A 14,950-nucleotide genomic window follows, 5' to 3' on the forward strand; every position below is an offset into this window, starting at 1 on the left:
CGTGCCGGGCGAGCTGTGGACGACGGCCGGGCTGTGGACGAACGGACGATCATGGTGTCGGTGTGCTACGCGGCGGTGACCCGGTGTTCGGGGCCGCCCGGGGGGCGAATGGCGCCCGTGCGGCCGTTCGCATACGGTGCCGGACGTGGACGGACGACGAGACTTTGTCGAAGATCAGGAGTCGCGCTGGTATCCCGCCGACCGCGACCGCGATCGGGATGGTGACCGCGAACGTGGCTACGGGGAAGCGGACTGGCGCAGCCCGGCCGAGACCCGGTACCGCGATGACGACCTGAGCGCCCCCGAGCCGCGCCGGGCCGCGGACGACGGCCGCTACGGCGACTCCACGGGCGCCCGGCGCGTCGACGCGGGACGGTTCGGCGCGTCGACGGAACCCGACTCGGGGCGCTTCGGGGCCGTGGAGCCCGACTCCGGGCGCTTCGGGGCCGTCGATGCCGACCGGGGCCGCTACGGCGGCCCGGAGGACTCCGGTCGGTTCGCGCTGACCGGGCCGGAGGAGTCGGGTCGGTTCGCGGCGACCGGGCCGGAGGAGTCGGGTCGATTCGCGCTGACCAGCCCGGAGGACTCGGGTCGGTTCGCGGCGACCGGGTCGGAGCCGGCGAGGTTCGGCGAGGGCGAGTCGGGGCGCTTCGGGGCGGTGCCGCCGCTCGGGGACGGCCGGCCGGAGAGCGAGGGATACCGGACGAGCCGGTCGCGCCGGGCCGAGGTGGATCCGGACGCCTCCGGGGAACTGCCCGCCGACCGTCCGGGCCGGCGGGCGGCGCGGGAGTCGAGGGACCCCCGGGACGCGGTGTCCACGTCGGGTGTCGACGCCCTGGCCGGTGCGGGCCCCGTCGAGCGGGGGGTCGAGCCGACGCGGCCGGCCCCGCTGGGCGGGTACCCGATCGTCGCGCCGACCAGGGCGGCGGAGCCGACGGGCCCGGTGGAGTCCCCGGTCGCCGACGCCGCCCGGCCGGTCGATCCCCCGGGTCCGCTGGAGATGCCGACCGGGCCGATGCCGCCGATCGCACCCCGTGCCGACCTGCCGGCGGGGGAGTTGGCCGCGTACCCCCCGGTGGTCGCCCCGCACCCCGGGCCGCCGCCGGGCGACGGCGTCTACCGGACCCGGCGGCCGGCCCTGGCGGCGCTCTTCACGCTGCTGGTCCTGGTCTTCGAGGTCCCCGCGCTGCGGGTGCTGTTCGGTGGCGTGACAGGTGACCCGGCGTCGACCGCCGACGTGGTGGTGGGGATCTTCCTGGTCTGCGGCCTGCCGATCTTCGCGATCGGCCTGTACGGGCTGCGCACCGGCGGGTTGTCGCTGGCGGAGGGGAGCCGGGGCTGGCTGCGTCCGCCGACGGCGTACCTGACCGTCGGCCTGGTGCTCTTCGTCGCCGCCGCCCTCGCGGTGCGCTGAGGTCCGGTCGGCCGGGGCCGGCCGGAAGCCCGTCCGCCGGGGCCGGCCCCGACCGTCCGCCGGGGCCGGCCCCGGGGCCTGAGCGCCGAGCCGGGCGTGGCGTGCCGAAATGGGCGTTATGGCCCTTGCCTGCACCCGAGGCGTCGAGGGCGGGGAGAGCGCGTACACTGGTCGACTGGCGACCGCCTCGCGCGGTCGACCTCGCGCGCCCTCTCCACGAATCGTCGTGGGGCGACGACCTCCCTGGTCCCGATCCCGATCGGGCCCACCATGGGTCGGCGACCAGGCGCCAGGACGCCCGGCCACCGGCCAGGCGTGACAACCAGGGATCTTGAGGAGTACCCCCATGGCCGTCGTGACCATGCGTCAGCTGCTGGAAAGCGGTGTCCACTTCGGGCACCAGACCCGGCGCTGGAACCCGAAGATGAAGCGATTCATCATGACGGAGCGCAACGGCATCTACATCATCGACCTGCGCCAGACCCTCGACTACATCGAGAAGGCCTTCGAGTTCGTGCGCGGGACCGTCGCCGAGGGTGGCAGCATCCTCTTCGTCGGCACGAAGAAGCAGGCCCAGGAGGCCATTGCCGAGCAGGCGACCCGGGTCGGTCAGCCGTACGTCAACCACCGCTGGCTCGGCGGCATGCTGACCAACTTCCAGACGGTCTACAAGCGGCTCCAGCGGATGAAGGAGCTGGAGGCCCTGGGTGACCTGAGTGGCACCACCGCCGGGTACACCAAGAAGGAGACCCTGCAGCTCTCCCGCGAGAAGATCAAGCTGACCCGCACCCTCGGCGGTCTGCGGGACATGCAGAAGCTTCCGGCCGCGATCTGGGTGGTCGACACCAAGAAGGAGCACATCGCCGTCGACGAGGCCCGCAAGCTGGGCATCCCGGTGATCGCGGTGCTCGACACCAACTGCGACCCGGACGAGGTCGACTTCCCGATCCCGGGCAACGACGACGCGATCCGCTCGGCCGAGCTGCTGACCCGGGTCGTGGCCGCCGCCGTCGCCGACGGCCTCATCGCCCGTTCCGGCCGTCGTCGGGGCACCGACGAGAAGCCGGAGCCGGGTGTGGCCTCCGGTGAGCCGCTGACCGAGTGGGAGCGCGAGCTGCTCGAGGACCCGAAGCGGGCCGACGGGCAGACCCCGCAGGCCCAGCCGGCCCCGCAGGCCGAGCAGGCTCCGGCGGCCGAGCAGGCCGAGCCGGCTCAGCCGACCGAGCAGGCCCAGCCGACCGAGCAGGCCCAGCCGACCGAGCAGGCCCAGCCGACCGCGCAGGCCCAGCCGGCGACCGCCGCCGCGGAGTGACCGTACCGTCGCCTCCCCGCCGCCCGTGTTCTCGGGCGGCGGGGAGCGGCGGATCCGCCGGGCACGTCGCGCCCGCATCCGGGTAACCGGCATCAGGACCAACCCACCCGCAGTCTCAACACCGAAGAGAGAGCCATGTCCAACTTCACCGCCGCGGACGTCAAGAAGCTCCGCGACCTCACCGGCGCCGGCATGATGGACTGCAAGAAGGCGCTGACCGAGGCCGAGGCCGACTTCGACAAGGCCGTCGAGATCCTGCGCGTCAAGGGCGCCAAGGACGTCGGCAAGCGGGCGGGCCGCACGGCCGCCAACGGTCTGGTCGCCCACTCCGGCAAGGCGCTGCTCGAACTCAACTGCGAGACCGACTTCGTCGCCAAGACGGATGCCTTCATCGAGCTGGCCCAGCGGCTGGTCGAGCACGGCGAGCGCAGCGGGGCCGGCACCGCCGAGGAACTGCTCGCCACCGAGCTGGACGGCAAGGTCGTCGCCGACCTGGTGCAGGAGCAGTCCGCCAAGATCGGTGAGAAGCTCGTCCTCAACCGGTTCGCCAAGCTCGAGGGCACCACCTCCGTCTACCTGCACCGCAAGAGCCAGGACCTGCCCCCGGCGGTCGGCGTGCTCGTGCAGTACACGGCCAAGGCCGCCGACGACGAGGCGTCCCAGTCGGACGCCCGGGGCGTCGCCATGCAGATCGCCGCGATGCGGCCGAAGTACCTCAGCCGGGACGAGGTTCCGGCGGAGGTCATCGAGTCCGAGCGGCGCATCGCCGAGCAGACCGCCCGCGAGGAGAACAAGCCCGAGGCGGCCCTGCCGAAGATCATCGACGGTCGGGTGAACGCGTTCTTCAAGGACTACGTCCTGGTCGAGCAGCCGTCGGTCGCCGACACCAAGAAGACGGTGAAGCAGCTGCTGGCCGAGGCCGGCATCGAGGTCACCCGCTTCGTGCGGTTCGAGGTCGGCCAGGCCTGAGCCGCCACCGGGCGTCCCGCGCGCCCGGGCAGGAGAAACGTCGACGAGGAGGCCGCCGGTGTACGTGACAGGCACCGCGGCCTCCTCGTCACATAGGGTCGGCTACGGCAGTTTCGCGGTACGGGGCGTACTCGACGTGCGCATGGGGAAGGGCGGGGCGGATGACGCAGGTTGTGAGTGACCGGAGTCTGGCAGCGGACGATCCGACGGCACCACCTCCCGGTCGGGCCCGCCGGGTGGTGCTGAAGCTCTCCGGTGAGGTGTTCGGCGGCGGCGCGATCGGCGTGGACCCGGACGTCGTGCAGGCCATCGCCCGGCAGATCGCCACCGTGGTCCGTCGCGGCGTGCAGGTCTCGGTGGTCGTCGGCGGCGGCAACTTCTTCCGGGGCGCCGAGCTGCAGAAGCGCGGCATGGACCGGGCGCGGGCCGACTACATGGGCATGCTCGGCACGGTGATGAACTGCCTCGCGTTGCAGGACTTCCTGGAGAAGGAGGGCATCGAGACGCGCGTGCAGAGCGCGATCACGATGGCCCAGGTCGCGGAGCCGTACATTCCGCTGCGCGCCATCCGGCACCTGGAGAAGGGCCGCGTCGTGATCTTCGGCGCGGGCGCCGGGATGCCGTACTTCTCCACCGACACGGTGGCCGCCCAGCGCGCCCTCGAGATCCGCGCCGACGTGGTGCTGATGAGCAAGAACGGCGTGGACGGCGTCTACAGCGCGGACCCGCGGGTCGACCCGTCCGCCAGCAAGTTCGACTCGATCACCTTCTCCGAGGTGCTGCGGCGTAACCTGCGGGTCGCCGACGCCGCGGCGTTCAGCCTGTGCATGGAGAACGGCCTGCCGATGCTGGTCTTCGGCGCGCAGGGCGACGACACCATCATCCAGGCCGTGGGTGGCGAGACGATCGGCACCCTGATCACCGCCTGAGCGGGCGCGACGCCGACTTCAGCGGTCCCTGGCCACACCACCAGCCCACGACGAGCACAGAAGGAGGCGAGGAGACCGGTGATCGACGACACCCTCCTCGAGGCCGAGGAAAAGATGGAGCGTGCCATCGAGCACGCCAAGGAGGAGTTCGGCGCGATCCGCACCGGTCGCGCCAACGCCGCCATGTTCTCCAAGATCATCATCGACTACTACGGTAGCCCCACCCCGCTGCCGCAGATGGCGTCCATCGGGGTTCCCGAGCCGCGCATGGTGATCATCAAGCCGTACGACAACTCGCAGATCAACGCCATGGAGAAGGCGATCCGCGACTCCGATCTCGGCGCGAACCCGAACAACGAGGGCAACCAGCTCCGCATCCTGCTCCCGCAGATGACCGAGGAGCGGCGCCGGGAAATGATCAAGGTTGCCCGGCACAAGGGCGAGGAGGCCAAGGTGGCCATCCGCAACCTGCGCCGCAAGGGCAAGGAGGAGCTGGACCGGCTCGTCAAGGACGGCGAGGTCGGCGAGGACGACGGCCGCCGCGCCGAGAAGGAACTCGACGACCTCACCCAGCGCTTCGTCGCCTCCATCGACGACCTGGTCAAGCACAAGGAAAACGAGCTGCTCGAGGTGTGAGCCGCACGCCGGGCTCCACCGGCGTACGACGGCATCGTGGCACCGGCGACGCACCGCCCGCTTCCCGGGCGACGCGGCCCGGTGCCACAGTCGTGCGGGGGCGGGCGCGGGGCCGGTCGGACGTACGGAACCGGTGGGTGCAGTAGGCTCGGCAGGATTCCCGGCCACCCTGCGGGGCACGAAGGGGATCGGCCGGCCGTCGGGCGGGTCAACCGGACGGAACAGTCGCGCGGGTAGGGGAATGGTGTGTTCGTACGTCAACTGGTGGATCTCGTGCCGTTCCCGCTCGGTGCGTGATGTCCCACCTTGATCCCCACGGCAGCGCCGAGCCTCGCGGCTGGGACCGCCCCGACGCCCCCGCACCGGCGCCCGCCCTGCCCTGGCCGGAGCCGGAGATCGAGCCCGGTCAGTGGCATCGGCGATCCGCAGTCCTCCCCGACGCCTACGTCGGCTCGCCGTCGCGCGGCGGCGGGTCCGCTGACGTGCCGGCGGACGAGGACCCGCTGGCGATGAGCGGTCACCGCGAGCACCCCGACGACTCCGAACACCCGACCAGCCAGTTCGAGGCGGTCCGCGACGTCGCGCCGGAGCCTCCGCGGGCGGCGGGCCGGCGGCGTGGCCGGCGCCGCGCCGGCATCGACCGGCCCCCGACCGAGCCGTCCGTCCCGAGCCGGGCCGGGCGCAACCTGCCGGCGGCCATCGCCGTCGGCCTGGCCCTCGGCGCCCTGATCCTGGTCCCGCTGTTCCTCTACCCGCCCGCCTTCATGGTGGTGGTGGCCGGGGCGGTCGCCATCGGTAGCTGGGAGATGGCCCGGGCGGTACGCCGCAGCGGCGCCCATCCGCCGCTGGTGCCGCTGATCGCCGGCGGGGCGCTCACGATCGGGTTGGCCTGGTTCTCCGGTCCCGACGCGCTCAGCCTCGGCCTGCTGGTCACGGTGCTGGGCACGATGCTCTGGCGGCTCGGCGACGGGCCAAGCGGCTTCCGGCGGGACCTGACCGCCGCCACCCTCATCGCCGTGTACGTGCCGTTCCTCGCCGGGTTCGCCGCGTTGCTGGCGGCGGCGCCGGGAGACGGCCGGTGGCGGGTGCTGGTGACCCTCGCGGCGGTGGTCCTCTCCGACACCGGCGGGTACGCGGCCGGCGTCCACTTCGGCAAGCACCCGATGGCCCCCTCGGTGAGCCCGAAGAAGTCCTGGGAGGGCTTCGCCGGCTCGGTCACCGCCGCCGCGCTGGGCAGCGCCCTGCTGCTCTGGCTGCTGCTCGACGTGGCCCCGTGGTGGGGCGCGCTCTTCGGGCTGGCGATCTCCTGCGCCGCCGTCCTCGGCGACCTCGCCGAATCCATGATCAAGCGGGATCTCGGCGTCAAGGACATGAGCAACCTGCTTCCCGGGCACGGCGGCCTGATGGACCGGTTGGATTCGATCCTCTTCGCGCTGCCGACCGCCTACCTGCTCCTGGCGGTCTTCGTGCCGGTGCTGGAGTGAGTCGTGAATCACCGGGCGTGGGCGGTCCCGCCCCGGTGGCGGGGGGCGATTCGGCACCTCCGGCCGGGTGTGTCGACCGTTCGGCGTGACAGACTGGACACGCCATGACGAGCCTGCCCCTGATTCCCGCAGACCCCGACGCCCCCGGGCGCCGGCCCGCGATGCCTCCCCGCCACCTCGCCGATCTCGACCTCGCCGGTCGCCAGGCCCTGGTCACCGAGCTGGGTGAGCCGGCGTTCCGCGCCAAGCAGGTCTCCACCCACTACTTCGGTCGCCTGGTGCGCGACCCGGGTCAGATGACCGACCTGCCGGCGGCCACCCGCGAGAAGCTCGCCGAGCGGCTCCTGCCCCGACTGCTCACCCCCGTGCGGGAGCTGGCCTGCGACGACGGCGCCACCCGCAAGGCGCTCTGGCGGCTGCACGATGGCTCGCTGGTGGAGAGCGTGCTGATGGGCTATCCGGACCGCGTCACCGTCTGCATCTCCAGCCAGGCCGGCTGCGGCATGGCCTGCCCGTTCTGCGCCACCGGCCAGGCCGGGCTCACCCGTAACCTCTCCACCGCGGAGATCGTCGACCAGGCGGTGTACCTGGCCGGGGTGGCCGCCTCCGGCGCGGTGGCGGGTTCGCCGCCGAGGCTGTCCCACGTGGTCTTCATGGGCATGGGTGAGCCGTTGGCCAACTACTCCCGGGTGGTCGCGGCGATCCGCCGGCTGGTCACCCCGGCGCCCGAGGGCCTGGGGCTGTCGCAGCGCCACATCACGGTCTCCACGGTGGGGCTGGTCCCGGCGATGCGCCGGCTGGCCAGCGAAGACCTGTCGGTGACCCTTGCGTTGTCGCTGCACGCCCCCGATGATGAGCTTCGCGACGAACTCGTGCCGGTCAACCAGCGCTGGAAGGTTTCGGAGGTGCTGGACGCCGCGTGGGACTATGCGGCCCGTACGGGGCGTCGCGTGTCGATCGAGTACGCGATGATCAGGGACGTGAACGACCAGCCGTGGAGGGCCGACCTGCTCGGGCGGCTGTTGGCCGGAAAGCTGACCCACGTGAACCTCATTCCGCTGAATCCGACTCCGGGCAGCCGTTGGGACGCCAGCCCGAAGCCGGTCGAGCGGGAGTTCGTCCGGCGGTTGCGCGAGGCCGGGGTGTCGACGACGGTGCGGGACACCCGGGGCCGCGAGATCGACGGAGCGTGTGGGCAGCTCGCCGCGGCCGGGGACACCGACATGGACACCGACCGGCCCGGGGAGAAGGCGTGACCGCGTGTAGCGAACGAGACCAGGAGACATAGTGGCGAGTCAGGGTCAGCGTTTCCGGCGCAAGGCGCTCCGCCGGGGATACAAGGTCGACGAGGTCGACGCCTTCCTGGATCGCGTCGAGGCGACGCTCGACGGCCAGCCGGTAGGCGCCGCCGTCGCCTCCCAGGAGGTCCACGACGTCGTCTTCCGGGTCCGCTTCAACGGTTACGACGAGTGGCAGGTCGACCTGCACCTCGACCGGGTCGAGCGGCAACTGGCCGAGCTTGAGGAGCGCAGCGGCGGCGTCGGCCGGGGCGGCGACCTGCGGAACGTCGACCGCCCAGGCCCGCTGGACCGGATGGGCCCGCCCGACCGCATGGGTCCCCCGGATCGGATGGGTCCCCCCGACCGCATGGGTCCGCCGGATCGGATGGGTCCGCCGGATCGCATGGGGCGGCCCGACCCGATGGGGCCGCCGATGCGCGACGACCGGGGCGTCTCGCCGGTCCCGCAGCCGCTGCCGCCCCGGGCGATGCCGGCGCAGGCCGGCCCGCCCGACGACCGCTACGGCCGCTACGACGAGCCCACCGGTGCCTTCGCCGGTGGTTACGATGCTTCCCGGGGCGGCTACGAGCCGCCTCGCGGCCCGGGTCCCGGGGGACCGGTCAGCCCGATGGGCCACGGCGCCCCGCCGCGCGGCCTGCCCGCCGGCCCCAGCGCCCCGCCGCCGCGCGGCCTGCCCGCCGGCCCCAGCGCCTACGGCGACGCCCCCGGTGCTCGTCCGGGCAACTTCGGCGACGGCCCCGGTGGTTACGGTGACGGTCCCGGTCGGCCGGGCGGTTACGGCGACGGCCCCGGCGGTGGTTACCGTGACGCCCCCGGTGCTCGTCCGGGCGGCTACGACGACGGTCCCGGTCGTCCGGGTGGTTACGGCGAGGGCCCCGGTGCCCGTCCCGGCGGTTACGACGACGGCCCCTCTCGCCCGGGTGGTTACGGCGAGGGCCCCGGTGCCCGTCCGGGTGGCTACGGCGACGGCCCCGGCGGCGACGAGCCGCGGTTCGACGGGTTCGAGGCCGGCCGGCGCGCTCGCGCCGACATGACCGCCGAGATCCAGATGTCCGAGCGGGAGCTACGCGACCTGCGCGGCCGAGGCCCTGCCGGGCCGCCAGCGCCGCAGGGCTTCGGCGGCCCACCGGTCGCCGGGCCGCCGATGACCGGCCCGCCGGTCGCCGGCCCGCCCATGGGAGGCCCGCCGGTCGCCGGCCCGCCGATGGGCGGCCCGCCCGCGATGGTGGGCCCGCCGATGGCCGGTCCGCCCGGCAGCGACCTCTACCGCGTGGACCAGATCCGTCGCAGCTTCCAGGTACGCCGGTTCGGCAGCGGGTACGACCCGGACCAGGTCGACCGGTTCTTCGGCAGCCTGCTCGGCGGCATGCAGGGCCGCAACCCGATGCCGGTGAACCCGAAGGAGCTGGACACGCTGCGCTTCGGGCTGGTGCCCGGCGGCTACTTCGAGGCCGAGGTCGACGCCGCGCTCAAGGACGTGCAGGACATCCTGTTCGGCCACTGATCCGCGTACGGCGAGGGCCCGCTCCCCGGTCGGGGGCGGGCCCTCGTGCGTGTCACCTCCGGCGCGCGGGCCGCTGCGACCCGGCTGGTGCGGGCGCGGTCAGGAACGCAGGCCGTTGCGCCGCAGCAGAGTGTCGCCGATGACGATGGCCAGCAGCAGCACGGCCAGGCCGACCAGCCAGAAGTCCTCGACCCTGCCCTCGTGGTTGCCGCAGATCATCGCCAGCAGGGCCAGCGCGGAGACCACCGCGCCGATCCGCCCGGACTTGCGGTGCCCCGGCTTGTGCTGGTCTGGCGACGTTACCGGCTCGCTTCCTGCCACTGTCGGTCCTTCCCTCGCGATCGGATCTCCGGCTAGTCTGGCACGCCCCGGACCGGGCCCGGCGCTGGGTCCGACGGATGGGGACCAAGGTCCCGGCTTCGCCCGGGCGTAACGGCACTACCGGCGTCGCGGGTAGGCGACCAGACTCCCTCCGGTAGCGTTTCCGGCGTACACCTTGTTTGTCGTTTGTGAGGGGGACTGCGGTGCGAGTGACCGGTACGGGGCACGCCAGCATGCGGATCGACACGGCAGCGGGCAGCATCCTGTGCGACCCGTGGGTCAACCCGGCCTATTTCGCCTCGTGGTTTCCGTTCCCGGACAACTCCCTGCTCGACTGGGAGACGCTCGGCGACGTCGACTACCTCTACGTCTCGCACCTGCACCGGGACCACTTCGACGCGGCGCACCTGAAGCGTTTCGTGTCGAAGTCGGCCACCGTGCTGCTGCCCGCGTTCCCCACCTCCGAGATGGAGGACGAGCTGCGGGAGCTGGGCTTCACCAAGTTCCTGAAGGCGCCGAACGAGCAGGTCGTGGAGCTGGACGGCGGCCTGAAGGTCATGATCCAGGCGCTGACCAGCCCGACCGACGGCCCGATCGGCGACTCCTCGCTGTGGGTGGAGTACGACGGCGTCCGGCTGCTCAACCAGAACGACGCCCGCCCCACCGACCTGAGCATCTTCACCGAGCTGGGTCACGTGCACGCGCACATGCTCCAGTTCTCCGGCGCGATCTGGTACCCGATGGTCTACGAGCTGCCGCAGGCGGCGAAGACCGCGTTCGGCAAGCAGAAGCGGGAGCGGCAGTTCGACCGCACCTGGCGCTACATCGACGACCTGAAGGCCGACCACGTCTTCCCGATCGCCGGCCCGCCCTGCTTCCTCGACGACGAGCTGTGGCAGTTCAACGACATCCACGGCGACGAGGGCAACATCTTCCCCGACCAGTCGGTCTTCCTCAGCGAGTACGCGAAGGTCGGCGGCACCAACGGCATCGTGCTGCTGCCCGGCAGCGTCAGTGAGGTCACCGCCACCGGCGCCGAGACCAGCCACCCCGTGCCGGTCGAGGAGTTCTTCGCCAACAAGGTCGCCCACCTGGAGGAGATGCGCGAGCGCAAGCGCGGCGTCATCGAGGCGGAGAAGGCGTCCTGGCGGCACCCCGAGGTGGACGTGCTCAAGGAGCTTCAGCGCCGGATCGAGCCCCTGCTGGACGAGTCGATCTACCTGGCCAAGGGGGTCGGCGGCCCGGTCCGCTTCGACCTGGTGGGCACCGACAGCTCGGGCGGCGAGACCATCGAATCCATCGTGGTGGACTTCCCGGGCAAGCAGGTCCGGCCGTACGCGGACGAGAAGGTCCGCTACCGGTTCCGTACGGAACGGGCGCTGATCGAGCATCTGCTCTTCATCGGCGAGGTGGACTGGGTCAACTCCCTCTTCCTCTCCTGCCGCTTCTCGGCGGCCCGCATCGGGCAGTACAACGAGTTCGTCTACGCCTTCTTCAAGTGCCTCTCCACGGAGCGGCTCCAGTACGCCGAGGGCTGGTACGACGAGCACGAGCGCTCCACCGACGCCGAGGACGTCACCCTCGGCGACTGGGTGGTGCAGCGGCGCTGCCCGCACCTGAAGGCGGACCTGACGCGGTTCGGCATCGTCGACGGCGACCAGCTCACCTGCCAGTTGCACGGTTGGCGGTTCGACCTGCCCAGCGGTCGCTGCCTGACCAGCGTGGGGCACAAGGTCCGCGCGCACCGGGTCGACGCCGAGGCCCCCGCGCCCGCCGGCGAGTCCACGATCTGACCCGCGCGCCCCCTGGCCCCGCCGTGGGCGGCCGTCAGGGGGTCAAATCGGCGAGGATGCGGCGGGCGGCGTTGTGGCCGGCGGCGCCGATGACGCTGCCGGCCGGGTGGCAGCCGGCGCTGCCCGCGTAGACGCCGTCGACACCTGTGGCGTACGGCATCCGGTCGGTGAACGAGACGGTGTTGTCGACGTGGTGGATGTGCCCGCCGGTGATGCCGAAGTGCGCTTCGATGCCGGGCGGCGGCAGCGGCACCGCGTCGGCGATCAGGTCGGCGGTGCCGGGGGCGTAGCGTTCGCAGATGGCGACGAGCCGTTCGACGTAGCCGGGCAGCGACTCGTCCCAGGTGGTGCCGGCCGGCTCGTACGGCACCGACTGCACGAAGAGCGCCGACGAGTGGTGCCCCCTGCCGTCGGACAGCGACGGATCGACTGTGGTGTGCAGGTACCACTCGATGGTCGGCTCGTCGGGCAGCCGCCCGGCCCGCACGTCCGCCCACATGGCCCGCAGCGCCGCCATCGGCGACCCGCCGCCCCCGCCGGTCAGCGAGTCCGAACCGGGCAGCAGGTGGATCGTCGAGCCGAACGGGCTCGGCGCGTCGGGGGGCAGGCAGGAGAAGCGGGGCAGGCCGGTGAGCGCCAGGTTGAGCTTGAGCGTGGTGCCGGGGCGGCGGACGGCCGCCATCCGGTCGGCCAGCGGCGCCGGTAGCGCGCCGTCGGGCAGCAGCTTCATCAGCCGGTACGGGTCGCAGGCGCCGAGCACCACCCGCGCGGCGACCTCCCGCCCGTCGGCGAGGACCACCCCGCTGGCCGCTCCGCCGTCCAGGGTGATGGCGTCGACCGGCGTGCCGGTGCGGATCGTCGCGCCGGCGGCGCGGGCGGCGTCGGCGAAGGTGCCCGACACGGTGCCCATTCCGCCCCGGGCGATCATCCAGGTGCCGTCGGAGCCGGGCAGCCGGCACATGTTGTGCACGAGGAAGTTGTGCCCGGTGCCGGGGTCGTCGGGGCCGGCATTCAGCCCGGACAGGCCGTCGGTGACCGCGTACATGCTCGTCAGCAGCTCGGAGCGGAAGTCGAAGCGGGCCAGGTGGTCGGCGACGGAGCCGCGCACGAGGTCGACGAAGACCTGCCGCAGGCCGGGGCGGACGTGCCGTTCGGCGGTCTCCTCGACGGGCAGCGGCTCGGCCAGCCAGGCGGGGGCGAGGTCGGCGCGCAGCGCGGCCAGCTCGGCCTGGAGGGCCTCGTCGGCGGCCACGTCGGCCGGGGAGAAGAACTCGGCGAGCTGCGCGCGGGTGGCCGCCGGGTCGCTGCCGAAGAGCAGGTGCGGTGAGCCGGGGCCACCGGGGGTGGGCAGGAAGTAGTGCGGGTCGCGGCGCAGCACGGGGAGGCGCACGTCCAGCGTGGCGAGCAGCTCCGGCGGCATCAGCCCGAGCAGGTAGGAACCGGTGGAGTGGCGCAGCCCCGGCACCTTTGGAAACGGCGCCTCGGTGCGGGTGGCCCCGCCGATCACGTCCGCCGCCTCCAGCACGAGCACGTCGAGCCCGGCGCGGGCGAGCAGGATCGCGGACACCAGACCGTTGTGCCCGGCCCCGACGATCACCACGTCGGCGCGGGACGGCAGCTCGTCACCCATGCCGGGGGAGCCTACTGCCCGTAGGCGTCGCCGGTCAGCCCGTACGCGGCCTGCCGGCCTCTCGTCCGGCGGCCCTCGCACCGGCGAACCCGGTGGCCCCGAGGGTGAGCGTGCCGCAGTGCGGATCGTCCGGAAGGGGCGGACGGAAGGGCAGTTCGGCCCCGTTAGGCTTGCCCGTCATGGCAGCACCCGTCACCGCGCCCGCCCCCGCCCCGAACGCCACGGTGATACCCACCGGGCGACGTCGCGCCCGGATCGGGCTGGCCCTCGCCCTGCTCCTCGTCCTGGCCGGGGTCGGCGGACTCGTCGCGGCCGTCGCGGTCATCGGCGGCAGCCACCAGCCACGCTCAGCCGTCGCGGGGCTCGTCGGGGCGGGCGTCCTGGCGGCCCTCGGTGTGCCGGGCGGCCTGCTCCTCGTGGTGTTCTGGCGGCAACGGCGGACGAGGATCCTCATCGACCACGCCGGCGTGTGGTTCGACACGGGAGATCGGCGCAACGTCATCCCGTGGCGCACCCTCGCCGGAGTCGGTCTCTTCTCGAGCCACGGGCACAAGGCCCGTTTCCACTCCCTGGAGCTGTACCCGACGGGTCCCGTCGACCGCGACGACCCGGTGCTGTGGACGCTGGTGCGCGAGGGGGAGCCGTTCCGTCCCGGGCTGCCCCGCCTGCGTCACCGGCTGCGTGTCGAACCCGCCGACGTGCCCGTGGCGGTGGGGGCGGTCCGCCACCACGCGCCGCGCCTCTGGCTCGGTGAGTCCTGGCGCGAGGGCAGCCACATCGGCCGGCCCGACCGCGCCGGGCACCGGGAGCGGACCCGGGCGCGGGGGCGGTAGCCGGTCGGGCCGGCGTCTCCCTCAGCAGGGCGTGTCACCGCCCGTCGGCGGGTCGGCCAGCAGTTGGGCGGTGAGCATCTCCAGCTCCAGCTCGAACAGCGCCTCGGCGTCGGTGACCGCCCAGGCGAACTGGTGGAAGACCTCCATGGCGACGAGGCCGTAGAGCCGGGTCCAGCCGGAGAGGAAGGCGTACGCGACCTCGACCGGCACGTCGCCGTGGCTGAGCCGTAGCGGCTCCAGCCGCCCGCCCAGGCGCCGCCGGAGCAACTCGGGGGGCGGGGTGGCGAAGGGGGAGCGCTGCCAGCGGGCGAGGATCGGCTGGATGAAGACCGCACCGAAGCGGGCCCCGGGATGCTCCGGGCCGCCGCGGTCACCGGCCAGGGTGTGGCGTCCGGGGCCCGGGGCGCCGAAGATCAGCCCGAACTCGGCGGGGTGCGTCACCGACCAGGTGCGAAACGCCCGGGACATGGCCAGCAACTGGTCGACCGGCTCGGCCCCGGCGTCGTCCCGGGCCACCGCCACCCGCAGCCGCAGCTCGTCGTAGAGGTCGCCGGCGAGCGCCGCGACCAGCGCCTCCAGGCTGGGGAAGTAGCGGTAGATGGCCGGCGCGGTCATGCCCATCTCGCGGGCGATGGCGCGCAGGGAGATGGCTTCCACCCCGCCCGTCACCAGCAGCCGCCGCGCCCCGTCCTTGATCTCGGCAACCGTCGCCGAGCGTAGGCGTTCCCGTCGGCTCGGTGCGTCCATCCGGCTGACTCCCTTGACCGAATCGACCGCCGTTGCGATAGTTAACGGCGTTCACTCAAGTGAGTGATGGTCACAGG

General features: G+C 72.9%; 13 protein-coding genes. 10 read left to right on the plus strand and 3 right to left on the minus strand.

The genetic code is table 11. The features are described 5' to 3' along the window. Positions 1-418: 418 nt before the first annotated feature. The 8 genes from ACQ452_RS07265 to ACQ452_RS07300 all read left to right on the plus strand — a co-directional run bounded on the left by ACQ452_RS07265 (position 419) and on the right by ACQ452_RS07300 (position 9,549). Positions 419-1,414: a hypothetical protein gene (locus tag ACQ452_RS07265; RefSeq protein WP_433394020.1), complete on the plus strand. Its 996-nt coding sequence runs from the start codon at positions 419-421 to the stop codon at positions 1,412-1,414. Positions 1,415-1,760: 346 nt separating this feature from the next. After that, positions 1,761-2,726 carry a 30S ribosomal protein S2 gene (rpsB, locus tag ACQ452_RS07270; protein WP_433391346.1) on the plus strand — a complete coding sequence of 322 codons (966 nt, stop codon included), beginning with the start codon at positions 1,761-1,763 and terminating at the stop codon, positions 2,724-2,726. Positions 2,727-2,861: 135 nt separating this feature from the next. Then, positions 2,862-3,695, plus strand: coding sequence for a translation elongation factor Ts (gene tsf / locus ACQ452_RS07275; RefSeq protein WP_433391349.1), 834 nt, complete (start codon positions 2,862-2,864; stop codon positions 3,693-3,695). 161 nt (positions 3,696-3,856) lie between these two features. Next, positions 3,857-4,624, plus strand: coding sequence for a UMP kinase (gene pyrH / locus ACQ452_RS07280; RefSeq protein ID WP_433391352.1), 768 nt, complete (start codon positions 3,857-3,859; stop codon positions 4,622-4,624). A gap of 78 nt (positions 4,625-4,702) precedes the next feature. Then, the gene (gene frr / locus ACQ452_RS07285) at positions 4,703-5,260 is read left to right on the plus strand and encodes a ribosome recycling factor (protein ID WP_433391355.1); all 558 of its coding nucleotides are present in this window, start codon (positions 4,703-4,705) and stop codon (positions 5,258-5,260) included. A 296-nt stretch (positions 5,261-5,556) separates the two neighbouring features. After that, positions 5,557-6,744 (plus strand): phosphatidate cytidylyltransferase, encoded by a 1,188-nt coding sequence (locus ACQ452_RS07290; RefSeq protein WP_433391358.1) that lies wholly within the window; start codon positions 5,557-5,559, stop codon positions 6,742-6,744. Positions 6,745-6,848: 104 nt separating this feature from the next. Further along, the gene (gene rlmN, locus ACQ452_RS07295; RefSeq protein WP_433391361.1) at positions 6,849-8,000 is read left to right on the plus strand and encodes a 23S rRNA (adenine(2503)-C(2))-methyltransferase RlmN; all 1,152 of its coding nucleotides are present in this window, start codon (positions 6,849-6,851) and stop codon (positions 7,998-8,000) included. A 31-nt stretch (positions 8,001-8,031) separates the two neighbouring features. Next, the gene (locus tag ACQ452_RS07300) at positions 8,032-9,549 is read left to right on the plus strand and encodes a DivIVA domain-containing protein (RefSeq protein WP_433391363.1); all 1,518 of its coding nucleotides are present in this window, start codon (positions 8,032-8,034) and stop codon (positions 9,547-9,549) included. 99 nt (positions 9,550-9,648) lie between these two features. Here ACQ452_RS07300 and ACQ452_RS07305 read toward each other — a convergent pair whose 3' ends face one another. Next, complete coding sequence (locus ACQ452_RS07305) at positions 9,649-9,870, minus strand: DUF2631 domain-containing protein (protein ID WP_433391366.1); 222 nt, start codon at positions 9,868-9,870, stop codon at positions 9,649-9,651. A gap of 203 nt (positions 9,871-10,073) precedes the next feature. On the opposite strand from ACQ452_RS07305, the gene ACQ452_RS07310 reads away from it, so the two are divergent. Beyond that, on the plus strand, positions 10,074-11,663 hold the full coding sequence (locus ACQ452_RS07310) for a Rieske 2Fe-2S domain-containing protein (protein ID WP_433391368.1): 1,590 nt from the start codon (positions 10,074-10,076) through the stop codon (positions 11,661-11,663). 34 nt (positions 11,664-11,697) lie between these two features. On the opposite strand, the gene ACQ452_RS07315 is transcribed toward ACQ452_RS07310, so the two are convergent. Next, positions 11,698-13,293: a phytoene desaturase family protein gene (locus ACQ452_RS07315; protein WP_433391370.1), complete on the minus strand. Its 1,596-nt coding sequence runs from the start codon at positions 13,291-13,293 to the stop codon at positions 11,698-11,700. A 179-nt stretch (positions 13,294-13,472) separates the two neighbouring features. Between ACQ452_RS07315 and ACQ452_RS07320 the strand changes: the two genes are divergently transcribed. Then, positions 13,473-14,126, plus strand: a complete 654-nt coding sequence (locus tag ACQ452_RS07320; RefSeq protein ID WP_433391372.1) for a hypothetical protein — start codon at positions 13,473-13,475, stop codon at positions 14,124-14,126. 21 nt (positions 14,127-14,147) lie between these two features. Here ACQ452_RS07320 and ACQ452_RS07325 read toward each other — a convergent pair whose 3' ends face one another. After that, a complete protein-coding gene (locus tag ACQ452_RS07325; protein ID WP_433391374.1) occupies positions 14,148-14,873 on the minus strand; it encodes a TetR/AcrR family transcriptional regulator in 726 nt (241 codons plus the stop codon). Between the last annotated feature and the right edge of the window lie 77 nt (positions 14,874-14,950).

It is taken from the genome of Micromonospora sp. KLBMP9576 (genome assembly GCF_050941805.1).
In the GTDB taxonomy this organism is placed as follows: domain Bacteria; phylum Actinomycetota; class Actinomycetes; order Mycobacteriales; family Micromonosporaceae; genus Micromonospora.